The organism is Bacillus sp. Medicinal_06, assembly GCF_056711665.1.
The window spans coordinates 140,780-159,942 of sequence record NZ_JBWYHD010000001.1 but is presented as its reverse complement, the minus strand read 5'-3'; the positions used below and the strand labels follow the sequence as shown (position 1 = coordinate 159,942).

Here is a 19,163-nt window from a genome sequence, read left to right as displayed (position 1 = left end):
AAGTGAAAAATGAAAAAGGGTAGAATAAAAGAGGGAAAATTTTCATCTTTTAGGGGGAAAAGTATGGTTATTTTGGAGCAATATATACAGCTGTGGCTCCAGTATGGAAAAGGGAGAACAGGGGAAGAAAAAATAGAAATATCACTACAAAACATATCGGAAATGTTATTTTGTACCGATCGTAATAGTAAATTTATTATTAAAAAATTAGAAGAGCTAGGTTGGGTTTGTTGGTTTCCAGGACGCGGGAGAGGGAATCGGTCAAAGGTATCATTTCAAAAGAATCCAGCTTTCTTAATTTTAGAACATGGGAAAGAAATAACCAAACAAGGAGATGTAAGGGGTGGAAAAGCATTTGTTGAACAATATATTGTGTATTTTCCATCGTTGCAAAAACAATTCCAAACTTGGATAAATTCAATATTTGGTTATCAAATTGAAATGACTACTCAAGGTAGACAAGATGTACTTCGTTTACAAGTTGAAATGAGGCCGAAGATTTTTTTGGATCCTGTATATGCTACAATGCGTTCCGAATGTCATATGGTGAAACATATATATGACACGCTTGTATATGTGAACGAGAGTACAAACGTAATAGAACCGAGACTTGCGTTTCACTGGGAATATAATAACGATCAAAAAGTGTGGACTTTTTATTTACGTAAAGGTGTACAGTTTCATAATGGTAAACGATTTATTGCTGATGACGTTGCATATACATTGAATAGGTTTCTGAATAAGAAAGATAATCCGTATTTGTGGATGTTGCAACATGTTGAAAAAATCCATATTGTAAACGAATATATTGTGGAGATTTACTTGCATACAGAAAATAAGTTATTATTACATATTTTAGGTACAGAACAGTGTTCTATTGTAACGGAAGATGAGGAAGGAAATTTAAGTGGAACGGGGCCATTTAAACTACGAGAAAATAACGATTCTATCTTTGTATTAGAAGCACATAATTTATACTTTCGTGAACGCCCCTTTCTTGATCGAATTGAACTTTGGAATGTACCGAGAAGTATGGATGAATATGACGTTTCGATGAAATCCGAGCATAAAGGGATAGAGAGCCCTCATAAAGAACTTTCTAAAATGGAATCCAACGTAACATATGTTACGTTAAATACTAAAAAACAAGGGCCTTTACAAGATATCACATTCAGGCAAGCATTATATAAAATGATTCATAGTAACAAAATGATAGACGAGTTAGGGGGAGAACGCGGTGAGGTCGCAGATGAATTGTTGTTAGGAAATCGCACTGTTTGGAGAATAAAAGAGGATATGAATAATCTGCTACAAAAGAGCAAATATAATGGCGAAGTATTATACTTGTATACGTTTAAAGAACAAGATCATGTGGAAGATTCTAAATGGATTCAAACAGAATGTGCAAAGTACGGAATAACGATTGAAATACATTTTCTCGATGCGCAGGAATTATTACAAGTAGAAACAATTGAACAAGCAGATATGATTCATGATAGTGCTACAATTAGTGAGCAAATAGAACTAAGCTTTTTACAAATGTTTCTTGCGAAAAATAGTTTTATAAATCAACATAGCTCTTTTGATTGGAATGAACAATTCCATTCATATTTTATTGAACTTAATTTAGAAAAACGAATTACACTGTTACGCGATGTGGAGGACACATTGTTACGTAACATTCATATTATTCCTTTATATCGTAATAAACAGCACATAAGTACACATGAAAAAGTACAAAATATAATGATTAATTCTCAGGGCTGGATTGATTTTTATCATATATGGTTTAAACATTGATATATAAAGGTTCTTTCGGTATTAAATGGAGTACGAAAGGGCCTTTTTGTATGGAATAAAAGGTTGGTTTTGAACATTGTTACGCATGTTTTTATAAACGCTCATTTACAATGTAACAGTGTTATGTTGTTATCAGGAAGGAGTGTTATACAGTTGAGTACAGATTTAATTTCAAAAAAAGATTTATTGGAACTGACTGGTATTTCATACGGGCAACTATATAGGTGGAAACGAAAGAATTTAATACCAGAAGATTGGTTTATCAGGAAATCGACTTTTACAGGGCAAGAAACATTTTTTCCGAAAGAAAAGATATTAGAGCGTATTGATAAAATTCAAACGATGAAAGAAGACCTATCGCTTGATGAACTAGCAAATATGTTTTCACCAAGTGTATCTGAGATTTCTTTCATGAAAGAAGACATCATCCGAAAGGGTATTGCTTCAGAACCGGTTGTACAATTTTTTATAGAACAAATGAATAAACAGGCAGAATTTCAGTTTGCTGATATTCTTTATGTATTTATTTTAGAGGAATTGCTTCAATCTGGAGAAATTAGCTTGGAAGAAGGCAAGATGATACTGTAAGTACTTCACGAACATTATGAAATCATGAAACAAAAGAATAGCGAATTAGTTGTGGTTCGGAAGCTGGGTGTTTCTACATGTTTCTTAATTTCAAATGTAGATGATTTACTGTTTGAAAAAGGAACGAAGATAGTGGTACGTTTAGCAATCATGCAATATACAGAAGCGTTAAAATCAAAACTATTGTAGTGGGGGAAAATGATGCGATCAGAAAAATTAATTATAAATGGTTACGGTTCTTCTAATGGTGGGGAGTTTCATAAAGTACAGTTAAATGGAAAAGGGACTGTTAATGGAAATATAGATTGCGATGATTTTGAATGCAACGGGTCAGGTAATGTGAATGGTGATTTGAAAAGTGAACGTACAAGAATTAGCGGTTCTGGCAAAGTTGATGGGAAAGTAGATACTGAAAACATGCGAATCGATGGAAAAGCAACGATTACAAAAGATGTAAAGGCTAACAATTTAAAAATTGCTGGTAAAGGAACAATTGGTGGTACTTTGAAAGGTGAAGAGCTTAAAATCTGTGGGCAAGCGACGATTGACGGTAATTGCGAAGTAGATATCTTTTCGTCAGAAGGACAGTTCACAGTCGGTGGCTTACTAAGTGCAGATGAAATTGACATCGATATTCACGGTACATGTAGAGCAAAAGAAATAGGTGGTCAAACAATTAAAGTAAGGCATAGAGCGACAGCATTTAGTAGACTTTTTCAAACGGTATTTGGATCGCATTTAGAAGCTGAATTGTTAGAAGGTGACAATATTGATATTGATTACGTACAAATTCAAACCGTAAGAGGGAACAATGTTACGGTAGGGCCAAATTGCGAGATTGGACTGATTGAATATACAGGAGTTCTTCATGTGGATAAAAATGCGAAAGTAAAAGAAATTCAGCAAGTTTAATTTCTTATGGAGAGAGGAATGGCAATGGAAAAGCAAAATAGTCTCACTTTGAATGGGTCTGGTAGTTCATCTGGTGGAGCATACAATAAGGTGAAAATTCGAGGCGAAGGAACAATTTCAAATGATGTGAGCTGTAATGAATTTAAGGCATATGGAACGAGTGATGTTCGAGGTGATATGACAGCAAAGTCGTATATTGTATATGGGGATAGTGAAGTACAAGGGAGTTTACATGCGGAGTATTTGAAAGTGTATGGTAATACACAAGTTCAGCGTGATTGTCATATAAACAAAACAAAAATTCGAGGGATGCTTGAAGTGAATGGCAAGCTATCTGGAAACTTTGTAGATATTAAAGGAGGTCTTACAGTAAAAGAAGATATTGAAGTAGAAGAGCTTTTATTAGTTGGTGGTCTTGAAAATGAAGGGCTTTTAAATGCTGAAAATATTAATATCATTTTGCGTTATGAAGGAAGTAAAGTAAGAGAAATTGGTGGAAAAAAGATTACCGTACGAAAAAAAGCTAGATTTATTCCTTTCACTAGTCATACTGGTAACCTTCAAACATCAATTATTGAAGGGGATGACATTTATTTAGAACACACAGTAGCTGAAATAGTAAGAGGAAACAACGTTACAATTGGCCCTGGCTGTGAAATCAGTGTTGTAGAATATCATACGAGTTTTAATCAAAAAGGAAGATCCGTTGTAAAAGAACATAAACAAATATAGGTGTAAGAGGGAGAGCAAGAAATATGGTTGCAAAGAACAGTAAACTCGGTTTTGTAGTTGCCGGTTTATTACTAGGGATTTTAATGGCATCAATGGATAATACCATTGTTGTGACAGCGATGGGGACAATCGTTGGTGATTTAGGTGGATTAGAAAACTTTGTCTGGGTCGTATCCGCCTATATGGTAGCAGAAATGGCAGGGATGCCGATTTTCGGAAAGCTATCAGATATGTATGGTAGAAAGAGGTTTTTTATTTTCGGTTTAATTGTTTTTATGATTGGTTCGGCACTCTGTGGTACAGCAGAAAATATTACGCAGTTAGGTATTTATCGTGCGATTCAAGGTATTGGCGGAGGAGCGCTTGTTCCGATTGCATTTACAATAGTATTTGATATTTTCCCACCCGAAAAGCGCGGGAAAATGGGTGGATTATTTGGTGCAGTGTTTGGGTTATCTAGCATTTTCGGACCGTTACTTGGTGCATATATTACAGATTATATTAGTTGGCACTGGGTGTTTTACATTAACTTACCATTAGGCATTCTATCACTTATTTTTATTGTATTCTTCTATAAAGAATCACGCGTTCACCAAAAACAAAAGATTGATTGGTTTGGTGCAATTACATTAGTTGGTGCAGTCGTCTGCTTAATGTTTGCATTAGAACTTGGTGGACAGAAGTATGAATGGGATTCTACTTTTATTTTAAGTTTATTTGCAGCATTTGCTATTTTAATGATTATATTTATTTTTATTGAAAGAAAAGTGGCAGAACCTATCATATCGTTTGAAATGTTTAAACAGCGTTTATTTGGGATGAGTACAATTATCGCGTTATTTTACGGGGCTGCTTTCATGTCAGCAACTGTCTATATTCCTTTATTTATTCAAGGCGTATATGGCGGGTCCGCAACCAATTCCGGTTTATTACTATTACCAATGATGTTAGGATCAGTCGTTACAGCGCATTTAGGTGGATTTTTAACATCAAAGTTAAGCTATCGTAATATCATGATTATCTCAGCTGTTATTATGTTAGGTGGATTGTTCTTATTAAGTACATTAACACCGGAAACAAGCCGTGTATGGTTAACAATTTATATGATTATTATCGGTTTTGGCGTAGGTTTCTCATTCTCGGTATTAAGTATGGCTGCAATCCATAACTTTGGTATGAATCAACGAGGATCAGCAACTTCAACGAGTAACTTTGTTCGTTCACTAGGGATGACGCTTGGAATTACAATCTTTGGTATGATTCAAAGAACAAGTTTTCAAGACAAATTAGAAGAAGTGTTTAAAGGAATGGGAAGCGGAGTGGGTAGCAACGTGCTAGGGGATTCAAGAGCGATTCTTTCAGAAGGTGCAAGATCTCAAATTCCGCCGCAAATATTAGATAAAATTATTGAAGCCCTTTCTAGTTCTATCGTTCAGATATTTATGTGGGCATTAGTTCCAGCCGGCCTAGCATTCGTATTTATTTTCTTTATGGGGAATGAACGAATGGTATACCAGAAACAACAAGAAAAGATAAAAGCAGAGACATCAAAAGCATAGAAAATGAAAAACTCCTTTCTAGATTAGAAAGGAGTTTTTCGTATGTAACGTTATAAATTAACCTTCGATTACTTCGTATTCTTCGTCTGCTAATAATAAAATTTGAGTTTTTTTACCTTTGTTTTGTACTTCAATTACATCGTATGGACCTAGATCTCTTAATTTATTTTGAGAAACATTTACCATTACTTCAATAGAATCAATTAAAATATCTTCTTCCATATATGATTCAGGCAATGCCATATCCTCTGTATCTAATACACATGTGTATAGAATTTGTAAATGTTCAGCAGTTGGGTTTTCTTCTTGAACGTCAATAATGTCTTTTACTGTTTCCATGTGTTCTTCTTTTGCTTGATATACTTTAATTTTAGCCATTGTTTCATTCTCCTTTATAACGTAATCGTAGAGGCTACAGTTTATTATAACGTTTTTTAGTGGAAACATGAAATTGTTTCCTTTATTAAATTAAAATTGATGGGGAATGAAATTTAACTTTACCATAACAGGCTAATCAAACTTTGAATTATCTCTAAAAATAATAATTTTATTAACGTGTAGTTAAGATCCCCACTGCTTAAAGTTTTACTTTATAAACCTGTTGAAAAGGGGATTTTTATAAAAAAGAAGAAATGAAATATAAAGTAAGAATATAGGGGGCATTATGGATACAAAAAGTGTTAGTTTTATTAAAATCAACGATTATCAATTGTATGTTAATCTTATAGGTGAAGGAGAGCCAATCGTATTTCTCCACGGAGGACCAGGAAGTGAACACCGCTTTTTTCTTCCGCATATGATTCCGTTATCAAAAGAGTTTCAGCTAGTCTTCTATGATCAAAGAGGTTGCGGGAAATCAGATCTATCGGAAAATAACCAATACTCTATGAAAAATGAAGTGGAAAATTTAGAGGCACTGCGCATAAAATTCGGTTTTGAGAAAATGAACTTATTCGGAGAATCATGGGGATCTATGCTTGCTTTACTTTACGCAACTACATACCCAGAGAGAGTGAATAAAATACTGTTAACAGCTGCAATAGGTGTTACTGTTAAGGGATTAGAAAGGTTTAGTAAAGAACTGGAGAAGAGACTAACCGAGGATGATCAACGTAAACTTTCCGAATTGGAGGAGCAACTTAAAATTGGAGAATCTTCAATATATGATATTCTTCATATACTAGACCCCTATTATGTTTTCTCTCAAGAAACTTTAAAACGTAAAGAAAAAATCACATTTAGCAGCGAAGTAAATAAAACAATCGGAAAAGATATGGGAAAACAACTATGATGTGACTGGAGATTTACATCATCTTTCAAACATTCCTATCCTTATTGCGCAAGGGAGTCACGATATTTTAACGCCCTCTATTATTAAAGAGTTATTTTCAGAACATATACCACACATACAATTAGTAGAAATTGAGGAATGTGGTCATTGGACAGTTGTGGAACAACCAGAAAAGATGTGTAACGTGGCATTTAACTTTATTAGAGGGAAGAAAGAGTTGATGATTTAATTATGTTATATTTATAAAAAAAGAATAAAAAGGTAGAAAGATATGTTTTTGAAAATTTCCTATTCTGATTTTGTTAATCTTATCATCTTTATTGCAGTTATTGTCGTTCTTTGGAGATTAAAGGTATGGTCCAACAAGAAATATAATGTTCCGAAAGTATTTCAATGGTTTCCTAAAAAGTGGGGGAAAAGAAAAGTTTCAGAACAATTTTTTCAATCAAAGCTTGATGCGGAAGGCAAAGGGATTTGGATTACTTATTATGCTGTTGATTTATATGTAGTTACCATTCCGTTACAAGTGAAAAAATATAATACACTTTAACAGCACTCGAACAGAAGTCTCCTTCCTCAAGCAAGTGTCAGGGAGGGGACTTCTGTCAGTCGTAACTGATTTAAATTTTATAATGCAAACAATAAAACATTTTTATCATATTCTTGCAAACACCATTTATATTTCGCCATGATAGTAGGATGAACAGGTTCTTGATCTGTATCAACTTCTTTATAACCATATTTTTTATAAAAAGTGGCAAGTTCCTCAAAAGGGATACAATAGACATGAGATGCGTTTGATTGTTTGGCTTCTTGTACTAAAAAAGAGACGAGATCTCCGGCTAATTTATTACCTCTGTATTCGGGAAGTATGTAAATACCGCCCATTTCTATCGTATTCTGGTCAATATATACTAAACGTCCTAATCCTACATTCTCACCGTTGTATGTGATAATTGCGACTTTATCTTGTTTTAAATCACTTGGAACAAATCCCACTGACACATATTGATTATTAATCCATTCTAAGTCTTCTGATGTAGCGAATTTAATTCCCATAACTTAAGCCCCCTTAACTTTCTGATATGTTTATTATATATAGAAGAAAATGAATTGTAATGAAAATTCGGTGTTTCATTTGAATCAATATTCCTGTTATAAAAAATCATTTTAATAATGAGGTTAATTTCTGAACATTTCGAGCATAGAATATAGAATATAGAATACTTTAATAACACTTTCTCTTTCTTCATTCCTGTTTTACGTATATAATTTAAAGGTAATTGTTCTTATATTAGTATACTTATAATAGAATAGAGGTTTAAAAATGAGCGTTAAAATCATTACGGATAGTGCGGCCGATTTACCAAAAGAATTGCTGCAAGCTTACGATATAGATTTAATTCCACTCCGTGTATATGATGAAGCAGAAGCAGAGTATTTAGACGGAGTAACATTAGAATCAACTCACTTGTTGCAAAAGATGAGAGAAGGCGAAGTGTATAAAACATCGCTACCTTCACTAGAAACATTTCAAGAAAAATTTGTTACATATGCAAAGCTAGGTACACCTTGTATATATTTAGCTTTTTCCTCTGAACTTTCAGGTACATATCAATCTTCAGTAGTTATTAAAGAAGAAGTGAAAGAAACATATGCAGATTTAGATTTAGAAATTATTGATACAAAATGTGCTTCACTTGGGCAAGGGCTTGTAGTAATAGAAGCTGCAAAAATGGCGAAAGAGGGCGCATCAAAAGAAGAAATTTTGAACCGAATTGCTTTTCTAACAAAACATATGGAGCATATCTTTACTGTAGCTGACCTGCAGTATCTTGTAAGAGGTGGTCGCTTAAGTAAAGTAGCTGGATTTATTGGGGGTTTATTAAACATTAAACCGATATTAAATGTAGAAGAAGGAAAGCTTGTACCACTTGAAAAAATAAGAGGTAGAAAGAAAGTTTTAGGCCGAATTGTTGATATCATGGAAGAACGCGGTAAAGAACTGAAGGGACAAACAATCGGAATCACACATGGTGATGATTTAGAAACTGCGAATGCATTAAAAGCATTAATTACTGAAAAATTTGGTTGTGAAGTATTTATTGTCAATACAATTGGAGCAGCAATCGGGGCACATACAGGGCCAGGTGTTTTAACATTGTTTTTCTTAAATGAAGTAGAGTAAAGGATTGATCTTTTGATCAATCCTTTTTGTTATACCATTTTTATCCCGCTACTTTAGGGCAGTAATACTCCCATCTCAAAATTCGGCGGGAGAAAAGAAGTTAGGTGGAAGATAAACTGCCCGTAAAGGCCCGATTGGTGAGGGCTGATTAAAGTTTCACTTTATGAAATAGAGAAGGATAAGATGATAGGATTCATTGCTAGATGAAAAGAATACACATATTTTTTTGACAGATATTGTATAAATTGTTATTCTATTTTTCTGAAATTTTCATAGAGAGAGTGAGAATATGTCATACTTGATTAACGATATAATTGATGAATTACCGTGTCTAAATGGATATTCATCTATCCGAAAAATTGAAAAGGGGTATTCATTAGATAGTAAATACATTGTCAGCGTGGGGAATAACGATTATTTTCTGCGTGTTTTAGATACAAAACAAAATGATAAGAAAGAATTAGAATTTACATTACTTAAAGAATTAGATACATTACATGTACAAACTCACAAGCCGATAGAATATAGAGTATTAAAAGATAAGCAACTATCTTTGATGGTAATGAGTTATATTGAAGGAACTCCTGTAAATGAAGTAATTGCTTATATATCTGATGAAAAGCAATATAAAATTGGAATAGCTGCAGGGGAAGAATTAAGAAAAATCCATCAATTTAAAGCTCCCAAATATATGAACTGGGAGGAAGTTCAAAAAAAGAAATTTAACTTTTATTTAAATGAGTATAAAAGAGACAACTTCCAACTTCAAAAGGAAGATAAATTAATCACGTTCATTGAGGATAACATATCTTTGTTAAAGAATAGACCAGTAACATTACTTCATGATGATTTTCATTTAGGACATATCATAGTACTTCATGATAATTATAATGGAGTAATTGATTTTAATGGATATGACTTTGGTGACCCATATCATGATTTCTATAACCTTTCATTATTTAGTAGAAGGCAAAGTATCCCTTTTTGTATTGGACAGATACAAGGTTATTTTCGATACGAACCTGACGAAACATTCTGGCGGTTGTACGCACTATATGCCGCGATGAATATATTTTCTACCATTGTATGGACTAGAAAATATGATCCTGCATCATTTAATGATGCTTTAGAAAGGATTGATTTAATAGTAAGAGACCATGATTTTTTTAATTCGAATAAGCCTATATGGTATAACTCCTTTAAATAATTTACTATTATTAAATAGGGCTTTAATTTAGTGCTGTCTTTAAAAAGAAAAGCTCAGATACATAAACTCTGAGCTTTTTATGTGCTATTTACTATGTGATTTAATATTGAGGCTGTGATTAGGAATTTTCCCCATAATAACTGAACTACTTAGGTCAAACCGCAAGTGCTTTTTTTATTCATTAATTTGTTTTTTAACGGGTAAGAAGCTTGAAAGGAAAGTAGTAAGAACTAGCCCGAAAGAAACTCTTTCAGTTGTATCAATCACTAAACCGTTATTCCACTGATAGATAAAGGATACTAGTATTAAAAGGATAACAAATCCTGCAGCATATCTTACTATTTTTCGTGCCTTTCTGTCATGTGTTCTCCAAACCATATTCATCCCTCTTTCTTATTTAATAAATATTTTTGATTGTAATAATCGATAAACTATAACTACTTGTTGCTCACATAACAACCGTTATTTTGTCTATTAAGATATTTTGATTTTTTGAATACGTAATAGATAAATCCATATGTAATAAGTTGGTGTGATGAATCGGATATTACATGTATAATATCCGATTCATCTTATTTGTGTAAAAAATAAGTGCAAGCTACTAAAGATAGGATAAAAATAACAATTGTTTCAAATTTTTTCTAGCAAGTTTATCGTATTTAAAGTATACAATGCTGCTTATGTTAATAACAAGTAGTTAAATTTTATAAAAAAAATGACGAAAAAATTGGATTTTTTACCAATTTTTTTAACAAGTGGATAGAAATTATAGAATTACAACAGTACAATTAAAATATAGTACATCAGTATTTAAATAGTTATTTCATTATTGGGAATGTTTAAATGAGAGGTGGAAACATGCAAATCGGGGAAAGAATCCGTCAAATTCGTATACATAAAGGAATGTCACAAGGTGAACTCGTGTCGAGAGTATGCTCTATCGCTGATTTAAGTAGAATATTAAAATCAAATGGTTTCTTAGCTAAGGTGTCAGAATATTGAAAATGGTAGTAACTCTTATTTTTAATCTTCTGTTTTATATTTTGTTACATAGAGATTTTTATTGTGAACCGTTTCCTTTTTAGCTAGTAATCAAATATGTATAATTGCATAAATAAATCAAAATATATAAGTTATTATTAAACTACATTTTTAATGTAGAAGGATATTTTTACTTCGAAGTGAAACCGTTTACGTTATCAATGAAATTAAGACTTAGGAGAATGGTATGAAAAATAAATTATGTACATTGGCTCTCATAACAGCAATTACTTCTAGTGCTACAGTAATCCCAACAGTAGCAGAAGCTTGTGGAATAGGAGAAGTAATGAAACAGGAGAATCAAGAGCACAAACGTGTGAAGAGGTGGTCTGCAGAGCATCCGCATCACCCTAATGAAAGTACGCATTTATGGATTGCACGAAATGCGATTCAAATTATGAGTCGCAATCAAGATAAGACGGTTCAAGAAAATGAATTGCAATTTTTAAATACTCCTGAATATAAGGAGTTATTTGAAAGAGGTCTTTATGATGCTGATTACATTGATGAGTTTAACGATGGAGGTACAGGTACAATCGGCATCGATGGGCTAATTAGGGGAGGATGGAAATCTCATTTCTACGATCCTGATACGAGAAAGAACTATAAAGGGGAAGAGGAGCCAACAGCCCTCTCGCAAGGAGATAAATATTTTAATTTAGCAGGTGAATACTTTAAGAAGGGTGATCAAAAACAAGCTTTTTATTATTTAGGTGTTGCAACGCATTATTTTACAGATGCGACTCAACCAATGCATGCCGCTAATTTTACGGCTGTTGATATGAGTGCTTTAAAGTTTCATAGCGCTTTTGAGAATTATGTGACTACTATTCAGACACAATTTGAAGTGAAGGATGACAAGGGAACATATAATTTAGTTGATTCTAATGATCCGAAACAGTGGATACATGAAACAGCGAGACTCGCAAAAGTGGAAATCGGGAACATTACCAATGACGAGATTAAATCTCACTATAATAAAGGGAACAATGTTCTTTGGCAACAAGAAGTTATGCCAGCTGTCCAGAGAAGTTTAGAGAACGCACAAAGAAATACAGCGGGATTTATTCATTTATGGTTTAAAACATTTGTTGGAAATGCTGCCGCTGAAGAAATTGAAAATACTGTAGTGAAAGATTCTGAAGGAGAAGCAATACAAGAAAATAAAAAATACTTCATTGTGCCAAGTGAGCTTTCAAATAGAGGTTTGACCTTTGAAGTGTATGCGAGGAATGACTATGCACTATTATCTAATTACGTAGACGATAATAAAGTTCATGGTACGCCAGTTCAGTTTGTATTTGATAAAGAGAATAACGGTATCCTTCATAGGGGAGAAAGTGTACTGCTGAAAATGACGCAATCAAATTATGATAATTACGTATTTCTAAACTACTCTAACTTGACAAACTGGGTACATCTTGCAAAACAAAAAACAAATACTGCGCAGTTTAAAGTGTATCCAAATCCGGGTAATCCATCTGAATACTACCTATATACAGATGGATACCCAGTGAATTATCAAGAAAATGGAAAAGAGAAAAGCTGGATAGTGTTAGGAAAGAAAACAGAAAAACCAAAAGCATGGAAATTTATACAGGCTGAATAGGATTTTCTATCGTAAAGAGAGAAAATGTGTATGTAATTTTGAAATATTTAATGTGTTTATATTAAATTTTAAAGGGGATAGCTGTATATGACGTTTCGAAATACAAAACTTGCTATTTTTACTATTTCTTCATTTTTTATTTTAGGTTCTTCATCCCTAGCATTTACAGATACCGTATATGGTGAAGGAGCTTCCTCGGCCTCAAAAGTAAATCAAGGGGTAATCGCAACTAATTATGATGATACGTATTATAATAGTGCGAAGGGGAAAACGGGTTCAGAATTAAAAAAGGAGCTTCATACTATTATTGATAATCATACAAAGATATCATACAGTGCGGTTTGGGAAGCACTAAGAGATACTGATGAAGATCCAAATAATAAAAATAACGTGCTTCTTTTATATACAGGGCGTTCGCAAGGAAAATTTACAAATGGTTCAGGAGTAGATAATTGGAACCGAGAGCATGTTTGGGCAAAATCTCATGGTGATTTTGGGACAGCAGCAGGACCAGGAACGGATCTTCACCATTTAAGAGCGACGGATGTATCTGTAAATAGTTCACGTGGAAATTTGGATTTTGATAATGGCGGTGTGAATCATTCGGAAGCAACAGAATGTAAATTTGATAGTGATTCTTGGGAACCTCGTGATAGTGTAAAAGGAGATATCGCTAGAATGTTGTTTTACATGGCTGTTCGTTATGAAGGAGATAATGGTGAAATAGATTTAGAACTTAATGAAAAAGTGAATAACAATAAAGATCCATATATGGGGAAACTATCAGTCTTACTAAAATGGAATGAACAAGATCCTGTCGATGATTTTGAACAAAATCGCAATGAAATTATCTATACAAAGTATCAACATAACCGGAATCCATTTATTGATCATCCTGAATGGGTAAATGAGATTTGGAAATAAATAAGTAAAATCATGATTTTGTAAAAATTTAAAGTAGAAAGGAGTGGTCCTTATGACCACTCCTTTCTTATATTTATTCTACAATAATTGGTCTATAAGGGATTGGTGAGGAGAGTATCATAGAGGTTTTTACAGAACAAAATGGGATTACAATATCGATTAATGCTTCTAATTCTTTCATTGATTGCACAGCTACTTTTAAGTAATAGCTACTTTCTCCTGTTACTCGATGACATTCAAGTATTCTATGTTCGTTGTATATTTTCTCTTCGAATTTTTTACAGGAGATTTTTAAGTTCTCTATTCTTAAAAACGCTTGAATTCCTTTGCCAACTGCATCAGGAGAAATACGTGCTGTATATTTTTCGATTATCCCTGCATCATGTAATCGTTTGAGTCTTTCCGTAACACTAGGACGACTAAGGTGTAAATGTTCCGTCATTTCTTTAATCGTCATTCTGGCTTCTTCTTGTAAAAGTAAAATTATTTTTTTATCGATTTCATCCATAATATGCACTCCTTTACGAAAGTGAAAATAAGTAACTAAAATACCTTCATAATATAAAGTTTAGAAAAAAACTATGTTCATTTTTGAATATAAAATAGATAAATAACTTTCTATAATTTAAATATAAATGGGGGTGCATAGAATGTCTAATGATTTTAAGGAAACGATTTCTATTCGAAAGGGAACCGCTTTATATGTAGGAGCAGTTTTAGGATCAGGAATTCTTATTTTACCAGGTATGACAGCTAGTATAGCGGAGGGAAATGCTATTATTTCTTGGTTTATAATGATTTTGCTCAGTATCCCGCTTGCGTTTACGTTTGCCTTTTTATCTATTGAGTATCCTAGTGCAGGTGGAATTGCAACGTTTTCTGAAAAAGCTTTTGGGAAAAATGTTGGGGCTATAATAGGGTGGTGTTTTTTTATTGCTGGAAGTGTTGGACAAATTATCGTGTCTCTAACGGTCGGGATGTATATTACTAAAGTCTTCGATTTCCCTGCTTACTTTGCATATGTAATTGCTTTTATTATATTAAGTACAGCTATTTGTTCAAATGTCTTCGGGTTACAAATGAGCGGAGTATTTCAAGTGTGTATAGGCGTATTAACTTTTCTTATTTTATTTATAACCATTGTTTGCTCATTACCTAATATTGAAATGAAGAATATGAACATGAACGTTTCAGTAAATAATATACAACCTATTTTACATGCGTCATTATTAATTTTTTGGTCTTTTTTTGGATGGGAAGCAATTTCAAGTTTAGCACCAGAATTTAAATCTCCAAGAAAAAGGAATATCATTTTTTCTACAGGAGTTGCTATTGTGATTATTGGATTTTTATATATAGGCATTGCCGTTTCAGTAATTGGTACGAAATCATATTCTACAGAGTCTGATAATAGTACTGCTCTAGTAATCGTTATCAAAGATATATTAGGTGACCAATTTGCATGGTTAGTTGGATTAGTAGCTTTCATGATTTGCTTAGGTACAACAAATGCATTTATAGTAAGTATGAGCCGGCTTGGTTATTCTTTAGGAAAAGAAGGATTTGCACCTAAGTATCTTGGATATTTAAATAATAAAAGGAATACACCGACGTATGCCTTAATGACAGTTGGGTTCATCGCAATAGCAGGGATTTTCATAAGTTTTATTTTTCATATTAACCTAGATAAATTAGTATTAATCCCTAATTCGTTAGGAATTGTTACATATATAGTAGGTACTGCAGCGGGAATAAAGCTAATCAAGAATAGACTAGGAAAGATTTTTTCTGTAACAGCATTTACATGTTGCGTAATGGTATATCCGTTTATTGGTGATGTAATTGCCATTCCGATTGTAGTTGCGTTGATGTGTTTAGTGTATCTATACATACCCAAAAGAAGAGGCAGTAAATGCACGATATATAGATAAGAAGAAATAGAAAAGGAAAATAAAATACTTACATAAAAGTCGGAATATTTCAAGATATTAAAATTAAAATAATTCGTATATAATTAGCGAATGAATGCATGATTGTAAGTATCTGTAAAAGCAGGAGGCTATAAAATGAATCAAATCATCAATCATCCAACGCGGTGGGATTTGGAAAGATTATATCCTGAAACAAAAGACCCTATGTTTTCTACAGAAAAAGAGAAAATTGAGCAATTAATAGCAACATATAAAGAAAATCGAGACTCAGCAATCCTTTCAAGAATTATACAAAGTATTGAAAAGGCAGAGTATTACTTCTACTGTCTTTCTACTGAACAAGTAGATGAATCTACAGTTGTTTTACCACATACAAAAATAAATGATTTAAAAACTGAAGTTCGTTTATTACTACAAGAAGCGAATTGTGAAAAAAGTAACTTCTCCGAATATCAAAATATCAATTTTATAGAAAATGAATTAAAAACTTGGGAAGACATGTACATACAATTACGAAATAGACTGGAAATACATAATAATAATGAAGTCTTTTCATTTGGAAAAGCAAACTATCTTGCGATGAATGCTGAAACTCATCATGAAAGATTATCAGTATTTTCTTCTTTTACTAAGGCATTAGAAAAAGAGAAAACAGTATTTGCTAGCGTACTTAATCAAATGGGGAGATTGCGTAATCTAAAAAGTAATCTGCTGCAAGAAAAGGGAGTCTTGTCACAATCTCTTCAAGCAAACGGTATCTCTAAAAATGCATTATTGGAAATGTGGGATGCAATTGAAAGGAATCTTGAAAAGTTATCAAGTGTTATAGCGTTTCATAAAAGTAATAAAGAGATATTTACTTGGCATGATTTGATGACATTAGAAGAAAGTAATCAGATTGAAATCCCTTTTTCACTAGCAGTAAAGGATATATACGATGCTTTAAAGAGTATTGATGAAGAATTAGCACAATTTGCACAGCACGCTATTATGAATGGTTGGGTAGATGCTGAGCCAAGAGATAATAAGCCTCCTAGTGGATTTTGTGCTCCTTTTTTAAGCGAAGGAGAGTCTCGAATTTCATTACGGTATGATGGAACAATTGATAGTGTAAGAGTATTAGCGCATGAATTAGGACATGCATGGCATTTTTATGTAATGAGTCATGAGCAGTCTACCGCATTTTTGGATGATTATCTTCCAATGAGTATGGCTGAATCAGCATCCATTTTCTTTGAAATGGTACTTGTAGATTACTTAGTTAAAACAGCAGAGTGTAGAGAGCTGAGAAAATCGTTGCTCAGCTGGAAAATCAGAAATAGCTTTAATTATGTAATGGCCATTCGAGCATCCTTTCAATTTGAGCAAACTTTTTATGAAGAAATTCAAAAAGGGCCGTTAAGTGCAGATGAAATAGAAAACATATCTATACGTTCACAAGAAGTAGCTTATGGTAATTGTTTAACAGAATATCAACCTTTTGTTTGGATGAAATATGTTCAATTTTATACGGCAAATGTTCCATTTTATAACTATCCATATACATTTGGTTATCTACTCAGTTTAGGATTATTAGAAATTGCAAAGCAAGATGGTGGTGAATTGCATTCGAAGTACAAAAAATTCTTGTGTGAGACTGGAAAGCGTCCAGTTGAAGAGTTGGTGAAACAATATTTTCATATCGACCTTGCTAATTATGAGTTTTGGGAGAAAGCATTGCTTCAAATAAATAAGGATGTTGATGAGTATTTACAGCTTGTAAAAGAAGAAGTATAAGTCATTTATTATAATATAAGAACCATAAGGGAAGTGTATGTAAGAAATGGAACAACAGTACATAAAAGGAATACCATTTTGTAGCTTAGAGTATAAAAAAGTAATAGCTTTATTAAAAAATTGGTTATCTGAAAAGGAAAATAAACCAAGGTTTATTGTTACAGCGAATCCTGAAATTGTGATGTCTGCTAAAGAAACTTCAGCTGAATCTGTACGTTTCAAAAACATTTTACTATCTGCGGATTTAATAACAGCAGATGGAATAGGTGTGATACTCGGCTCTAAAATTTTAAAAGGAAAATTGAAAGAGCGTGTGACAGGTGCAGATTTAACGCATGACTTAATAGAGTATTGTAATCAAAAGGGATACCGTGTGTTTCTTTTTGGTGCTGCACCAGAAAGTAATGAGAAAGCATTAGGAAATTTAAAAATGCGTTTTCCACATGCTACTTTTGAAGGACAACATGGCTTTGTAAATGAAGAGCAGATAGAAGAAGTTAAACTTCGAATTCAACAATTCGAACCGCACTTACTATTGGTAGGGTTAGGATCTCCTAAGCAAGAGTTATTCATCTATGAAAATCTGCAAAAATTAAACGTACCTTTATCTATTGGGATTGGAGGTATGATTGATATTTTATCCGGAACAGTAAAACGAGCTCCAAAACTAATGAGGGATACTGGTACAGAATGGTTATATAGATTAGTAACACAGCCTAAGAGAATAAAAAGGCAGCTTGTCCTTCCGAAATTTTTAGTATCAGTTATGGCTGAGAGAGTCCGGAAAAGTGTTCATTAACTTAAACTGTATATGTAATCGAGAAGAGGGAAATGACAAATGAAAAAAATCGGTATTATTGGAGCAATGCAAATTGAAATAGACTTACTTTTAGAAAAAATAGAGATTCAAGAAGAATTTACGATTGCCAAAATGCCTTTTTATAAAGGAACATTTATGAATAAAGAAATTATCCTTACTCGCTGTGGTGTTGGAAAGGTGAATGCTGCTTCATGTGCACAAACTTTAATAAACAAATTCGAAGTAGATTGTATGATTAATACTGGCGTTGCAGGTGGATTACATACAGGTATTAAAGTTGGAGATCTCGTAATTTCCACGAATGTTACACATCATGATGTAGATAAAGGACAAATGAAGAATTTATTTCCGTTTCAAGAAACGTTCATTGCAAATAAGGAATTGAGAGAGCTTGCATTACAATCATGTAATACAATTGGGCTAGAAGGAAATGTTTATGAGGGAAGAATTGTAAGCGGAGAATGCTTTGTTGAAGATGCGCAGCTGAAAGAGAAATTAATTGCTGAATACTTGCCGCATTGTGTAGAGATGGAAGGTTCGGCGATTGGTCATGTTGCGTATATAAATGATGTACCATTTCTTGTCATTCGGTGTATTTCTGATACTGCAGATGATGAGGCAACTATATCTTATGAAAGCTTTGCAAAAGTCGCAGCGAATCAATCTTCGAGGATTATTGTTGAAATGATTAAGAATATGAAAAGTAATATAGTAGTGTGATAGGAATGAAAAAAGGACTTCTTGTAAAGGGGAAAGTCCTTTTTTGGTAGTAATTCATATTATTG

Annotated in this window: 19 protein-coding genes and 2 pseudogenes; 17 read left to right on the top strand and 4 right to left on the bottom strand. The window is 33.0% G+C overall.

All coding sequences use genetic code 11. The features are described from left to right. The first annotated feature begins 9 nt into the window (after positions 1–9). The 5 genes and pseudogenes from AC1M36_RS00855 (at position 10) to AC1M36_RS00835 (ending at position 5,591) form a co-directional block, all read left to right on the top strand. On the top strand, positions 10–1,800 hold the full coding sequence (locus AC1M36_RS00855) for an SgrR family transcriptional regulator (RefSeq protein ID WP_431613011.1): 1,791 nt from the start codon (positions 10–12) through the stop codon (positions 1,798–1,800). Positions 1,801–1,953: 153 nt separating this feature from the next. Further along, positions 1,954–2,577: pseudogene (locus tag AC1M36_RS00850) on the top strand (YhbD family protein). Between the two features lie 12 nt (positions 2,578–2,589). After that, positions 2,590–3,300: a polymer-forming cytoskeletal protein gene (locus AC1M36_RS00845; RefSeq protein ID WP_336451258.1), complete on the top strand. Its 711-nt coding sequence runs from the start codon at positions 2,590–2,592 to the stop codon at positions 3,298–3,300. Positions 3,301–3,324: 24 nt separating this feature from the next. Continuing rightward, complete coding sequence (locus AC1M36_RS00840) at positions 3,325–4,032, top strand: cytoplasmic protein (RefSeq protein ID WP_431613010.1); 708 nt, start codon at positions 3,325–3,327, stop codon at positions 4,030–4,032. 23 nt (positions 4,033–4,055) lie between these two features. Continuing rightward, positions 4,056–5,591, top strand: coding sequence for an MDR family MFS transporter (locus AC1M36_RS00835; RefSeq protein WP_336451256.1), 1,536 nt, complete (start codon positions 4,056–4,058; stop codon positions 5,589–5,591). 57 nt (positions 5,592–5,648) lie between these two features. On the opposite strand, the gene AC1M36_RS00830 is transcribed toward AC1M36_RS00835, so the two are convergent. Beyond that, positions 5,649–5,969, bottom strand: a complete 321-nt coding sequence (locus AC1M36_RS00830; RefSeq protein ID WP_336451255.1) for a hypothetical protein — start codon at positions 5,967–5,969, stop codon at positions 5,649–5,651. Positions 5,970–6,255: 286 nt separating this feature from the next. Here AC1M36_RS00830 and AC1M36_RS00825 point away from each other — a divergent pair, with 286 nt between their 5' ends. From AC1M36_RS00825 to AC1M36_RS00815, 3 genes are read left to right on the top strand one after another with little or no spacing between them, the layout of a single operon-like run. Then, the gene (locus AC1M36_RS00825; protein WP_479845502.1) at positions 6,256–6,882 is read left to right on the top strand and encodes an alpha/beta fold hydrolase; all 627 of its coding nucleotides are present in this window, start codon (positions 6,256–6,258) and stop codon (positions 6,880–6,882) included. Position 6,883: 1 nt separating this feature from the next. Continuing rightward, the gene (locus AC1M36_RS00820; RefSeq protein WP_479845501.1) at positions 6,884–7,111 is read left to right on the top strand and encodes an alpha/beta fold hydrolase; all 228 of its coding nucleotides are present in this window, start codon (positions 6,884–6,886) and stop codon (positions 7,109–7,111) included. A gap of 42 nt (positions 7,112–7,153) precedes the next feature. Continuing rightward, positions 7,154–7,432, top strand: coding sequence for a hypothetical protein (locus AC1M36_RS00815; protein WP_336451253.1), 279 nt, complete (start codon positions 7,154–7,156; stop codon positions 7,430–7,432). Positions 7,433–7,509: 77 nt separating this feature from the next. Here AC1M36_RS00815 and AC1M36_RS00810 read toward each other — a convergent pair whose 3' ends face one another. Continuing rightward, positions 7,510–7,941, bottom strand: a complete 432-nt coding sequence (locus tag AC1M36_RS00810) for a GNAT family N-acetyltransferase (RefSeq protein WP_336451252.1) — start codon at positions 7,939–7,941, stop codon at positions 7,510–7,512. A 268-nt stretch (positions 7,942–8,209) separates the two neighbouring features. Between AC1M36_RS00810 and AC1M36_RS00805 the strand changes: the two genes are divergently transcribed. After that, entirely contained in the window at positions 8,210–9,070 is an 861-nt protein-coding gene (locus AC1M36_RS00805) for a DegV family protein (RefSeq protein ID WP_336451251.1), read from the top strand. A 289-nt stretch (positions 9,071–9,359) separates the two neighbouring features. Then, positions 9,360–10,277: an aminoglycoside phosphotransferase family protein gene (locus AC1M36_RS00800; RefSeq protein ID WP_479845500.1), complete on the top strand. Its 918-nt coding sequence runs from the start codon at positions 9,360–9,362 to the stop codon at positions 10,275–10,277. A gap of 174 nt (positions 10,278–10,451) precedes the next feature. On the opposite strand, the gene AC1M36_RS00795 is transcribed toward AC1M36_RS00800, so the two are convergent. Then, positions 10,452–10,655, bottom strand: a complete 204-nt coding sequence (locus tag AC1M36_RS00795) for a hypothetical protein (protein WP_336451249.1) — start codon at positions 10,653–10,655, stop codon at positions 10,452–10,454. A 480-nt stretch (positions 10,656–11,135) separates the two neighbouring features. Between AC1M36_RS00795 and AC1M36_RS00790 the strand changes: the two are divergent. From AC1M36_RS00790 to AC1M36_RS00780, 3 genes and pseudogenes are all read left to right on the top strand, one after another. After that, positions 11,136–11,273 (top strand): annotated as a pseudogene (locus AC1M36_RS00790) (helix-turn-helix domain-containing protein); the annotation flags it as partial. Positions 11,274–11,505: 232 nt separating this feature from the next. Next, entirely contained in the window at positions 11,506–12,927 is a 1,422-nt protein-coding gene (locus AC1M36_RS00785; protein ID WP_479845499.1) for a zinc dependent phospholipase C family protein, read from the top strand. 87 nt (positions 12,928–13,014) lie between these two features. After that, the gene (locus tag AC1M36_RS00780; protein ID WP_336451247.1) at positions 13,015–13,851 is read left to right on the top strand and encodes an endonuclease I family protein; all 837 of its coding nucleotides are present in this window, start codon (positions 13,015–13,017) and stop codon (positions 13,849–13,851) included. A 73-nt stretch (positions 13,852–13,924) separates the two neighbouring features. Here the strand turns inward: AC1M36_RS00780 and AC1M36_RS00775 are convergent, their stop codons facing one another. Then, positions 13,925–14,359 (bottom strand): Lrp/AsnC family transcriptional regulator, encoded by a 435-nt coding sequence (locus AC1M36_RS00775; RefSeq protein WP_479845498.1) that lies wholly within the window; start codon positions 14,357–14,359, stop codon positions 13,925–13,927. A gap of 142 nt (positions 14,360–14,501) precedes the next feature. Here AC1M36_RS00775 and AC1M36_RS00770 point away from each other — a divergent pair, with 142 nt between their 5' ends. The 4 genes from AC1M36_RS00770 to AC1M36_RS00755 all read left to right on the top strand — a co-directional run bounded on the left by AC1M36_RS00770 (position 14,502) and on the right by AC1M36_RS00755 (position 19,098). Beyond that, positions 14,502–15,782, top strand: coding sequence for an APC family permease (locus tag AC1M36_RS00770; protein WP_479845497.1), 1,281 nt, complete (start codon positions 14,502–14,504; stop codon positions 15,780–15,782). A 135-nt stretch (positions 15,783–15,917) separates the two neighbouring features. After that, positions 15,918–17,558, top strand: a complete 1,641-nt coding sequence (locus tag AC1M36_RS00765; RefSeq protein WP_479845496.1) for a M3 family metallopeptidase — start codon at positions 15,918–15,920, stop codon at positions 17,556–17,558. A 46-nt stretch (positions 17,559–17,604) separates the two neighbouring features. Then, the gene (locus tag AC1M36_RS00760; protein WP_336451243.1) at positions 17,605–18,357 is read left to right on the top strand and encodes a WecB/TagA/CpsF family glycosyltransferase; all 753 of its coding nucleotides are present in this window, start codon (positions 17,605–17,607) and stop codon (positions 18,355–18,357) included. Between the two features lie 39 nt (positions 18,358–18,396). Then, complete coding sequence (locus tag AC1M36_RS00755) at positions 18,397–19,098, top strand: 5'-methylthioadenosine/adenosylhomocysteine nucleosidase (RefSeq protein ID WP_336451242.1); 702 nt, start codon at positions 18,397–18,399, stop codon at positions 19,096–19,098. The last annotated feature ends 65 nt before the right edge of the window (positions 19,099–19,163 follow it).

What these genes read in the sequence shown, in the direction of transcription:
- AC1M36_RS00855 (WP_431613011.1), top strand. Translation starts at nt 10, where the DNA reads ATGAAAAAGGGTAGAATAAAAGAGGGAAAATTTTCATCTTTTAGGGGG.
- AC1M36_RS00845 (WP_336451258.1), top strand. Translation starts at nt 2,590, where the DNA reads ATGCGATCAGAAAAATTAATTATAAATGGTTACGGTTCTTCTAATGGT.
- AC1M36_RS00840 (WP_431613010.1), top strand. Translation starts at nt 3,325, where the DNA reads ATGGAAAAGCAAAATAGTCTCACTTTGAATGGGTCTGGTAGTTCATCT.
- AC1M36_RS00835 (WP_336451256.1), top strand. Translation starts at nt 4,056, where the DNA reads ATGGTTGCAAAGAACAGTAAACTCGGTTTTGTAGTTGCCGGTTTATTA.
- AC1M36_RS00830 (WP_336451255.1), bottom strand. Translation starts at nt 5,969, where the DNA reads ATGGCTAAAATTAAAGTATATCAAGCAAAAGAAGAACACATGGAAACA.
- AC1M36_RS00825 (WP_479845502.1), top strand. Translation starts at nt 6,256, where the DNA reads ATGGATACAAAAAGTGTTAGTTTTATTAAAATCAACGATTATCAATTG.
- AC1M36_RS00815 (WP_336451253.1), top strand. Translation starts at nt 7,154, where the DNA reads ATGTTTTTGAAAATTTCCTATTCTGATTTTGTTAATCTTATCATCTTT.
- AC1M36_RS00810 (WP_336451252.1), bottom strand. Translation starts at nt 7,941, where the DNA reads ATGGGAATTAAATTCGCTACATCAGAAGACTTAGAATGGATTAATAAT.
- AC1M36_RS00805 (WP_336451251.1), top strand. Translation starts at nt 8,210, where the DNA reads ATGAGCGTTAAAATCATTACGGATAGTGCGGCCGATTTACCAAAAGAA.
- AC1M36_RS00800 (WP_479845500.1), top strand. Translation starts at nt 9,360, where the DNA reads ATGTCATACTTGATTAACGATATAATTGATGAATTACCGTGTCTAAAT.
- AC1M36_RS00795 (WP_336451249.1), bottom strand. Translation starts at nt 10,655, where the DNA reads ATGGTTTGGAGAACACATGACAGAAAGGCACGAAAAATAGTAAGATAT.
- AC1M36_RS00785 (WP_479845499.1), top strand. Translation starts at nt 11,506, where the DNA reads ATGAAAAATAAATTATGTACATTGGCTCTCATAACAGCAATTACTTCT.
- AC1M36_RS00780 (WP_336451247.1), top strand. Translation starts at nt 13,015, where the DNA reads ATGACGTTTCGAAATACAAAACTTGCTATTTTTACTATTTCTTCATTT.
- AC1M36_RS00775 (WP_479845498.1), bottom strand. Translation starts at nt 14,359, where the DNA reads ATGGATGAAATCGATAAAAAAATAATTTTACTTTTACAAGAAGAAGCC.
- AC1M36_RS00770 (WP_479845497.1), top strand. Translation starts at nt 14,502, where the DNA reads ATGTCTAATGATTTTAAGGAAACGATTTCTATTCGAAAGGGAACCGCT.
- AC1M36_RS00765 (WP_479845496.1), top strand. Translation starts at nt 15,918, where the DNA reads ATGAATCAAATCATCAATCATCCAACGCGGTGGGATTTGGAAAGATTA.
- AC1M36_RS00760 (WP_336451243.1), top strand. Translation starts at nt 17,605, where the DNA reads ATGGAACAACAGTACATAAAAGGAATACCATTTTGTAGCTTAGAGTAT.
- AC1M36_RS00755 (WP_336451242.1), top strand. Translation starts at nt 18,397, where the DNA reads ATGAAAAAAATCGGTATTATTGGAGCAATGCAAATTGAAATAGACTTA.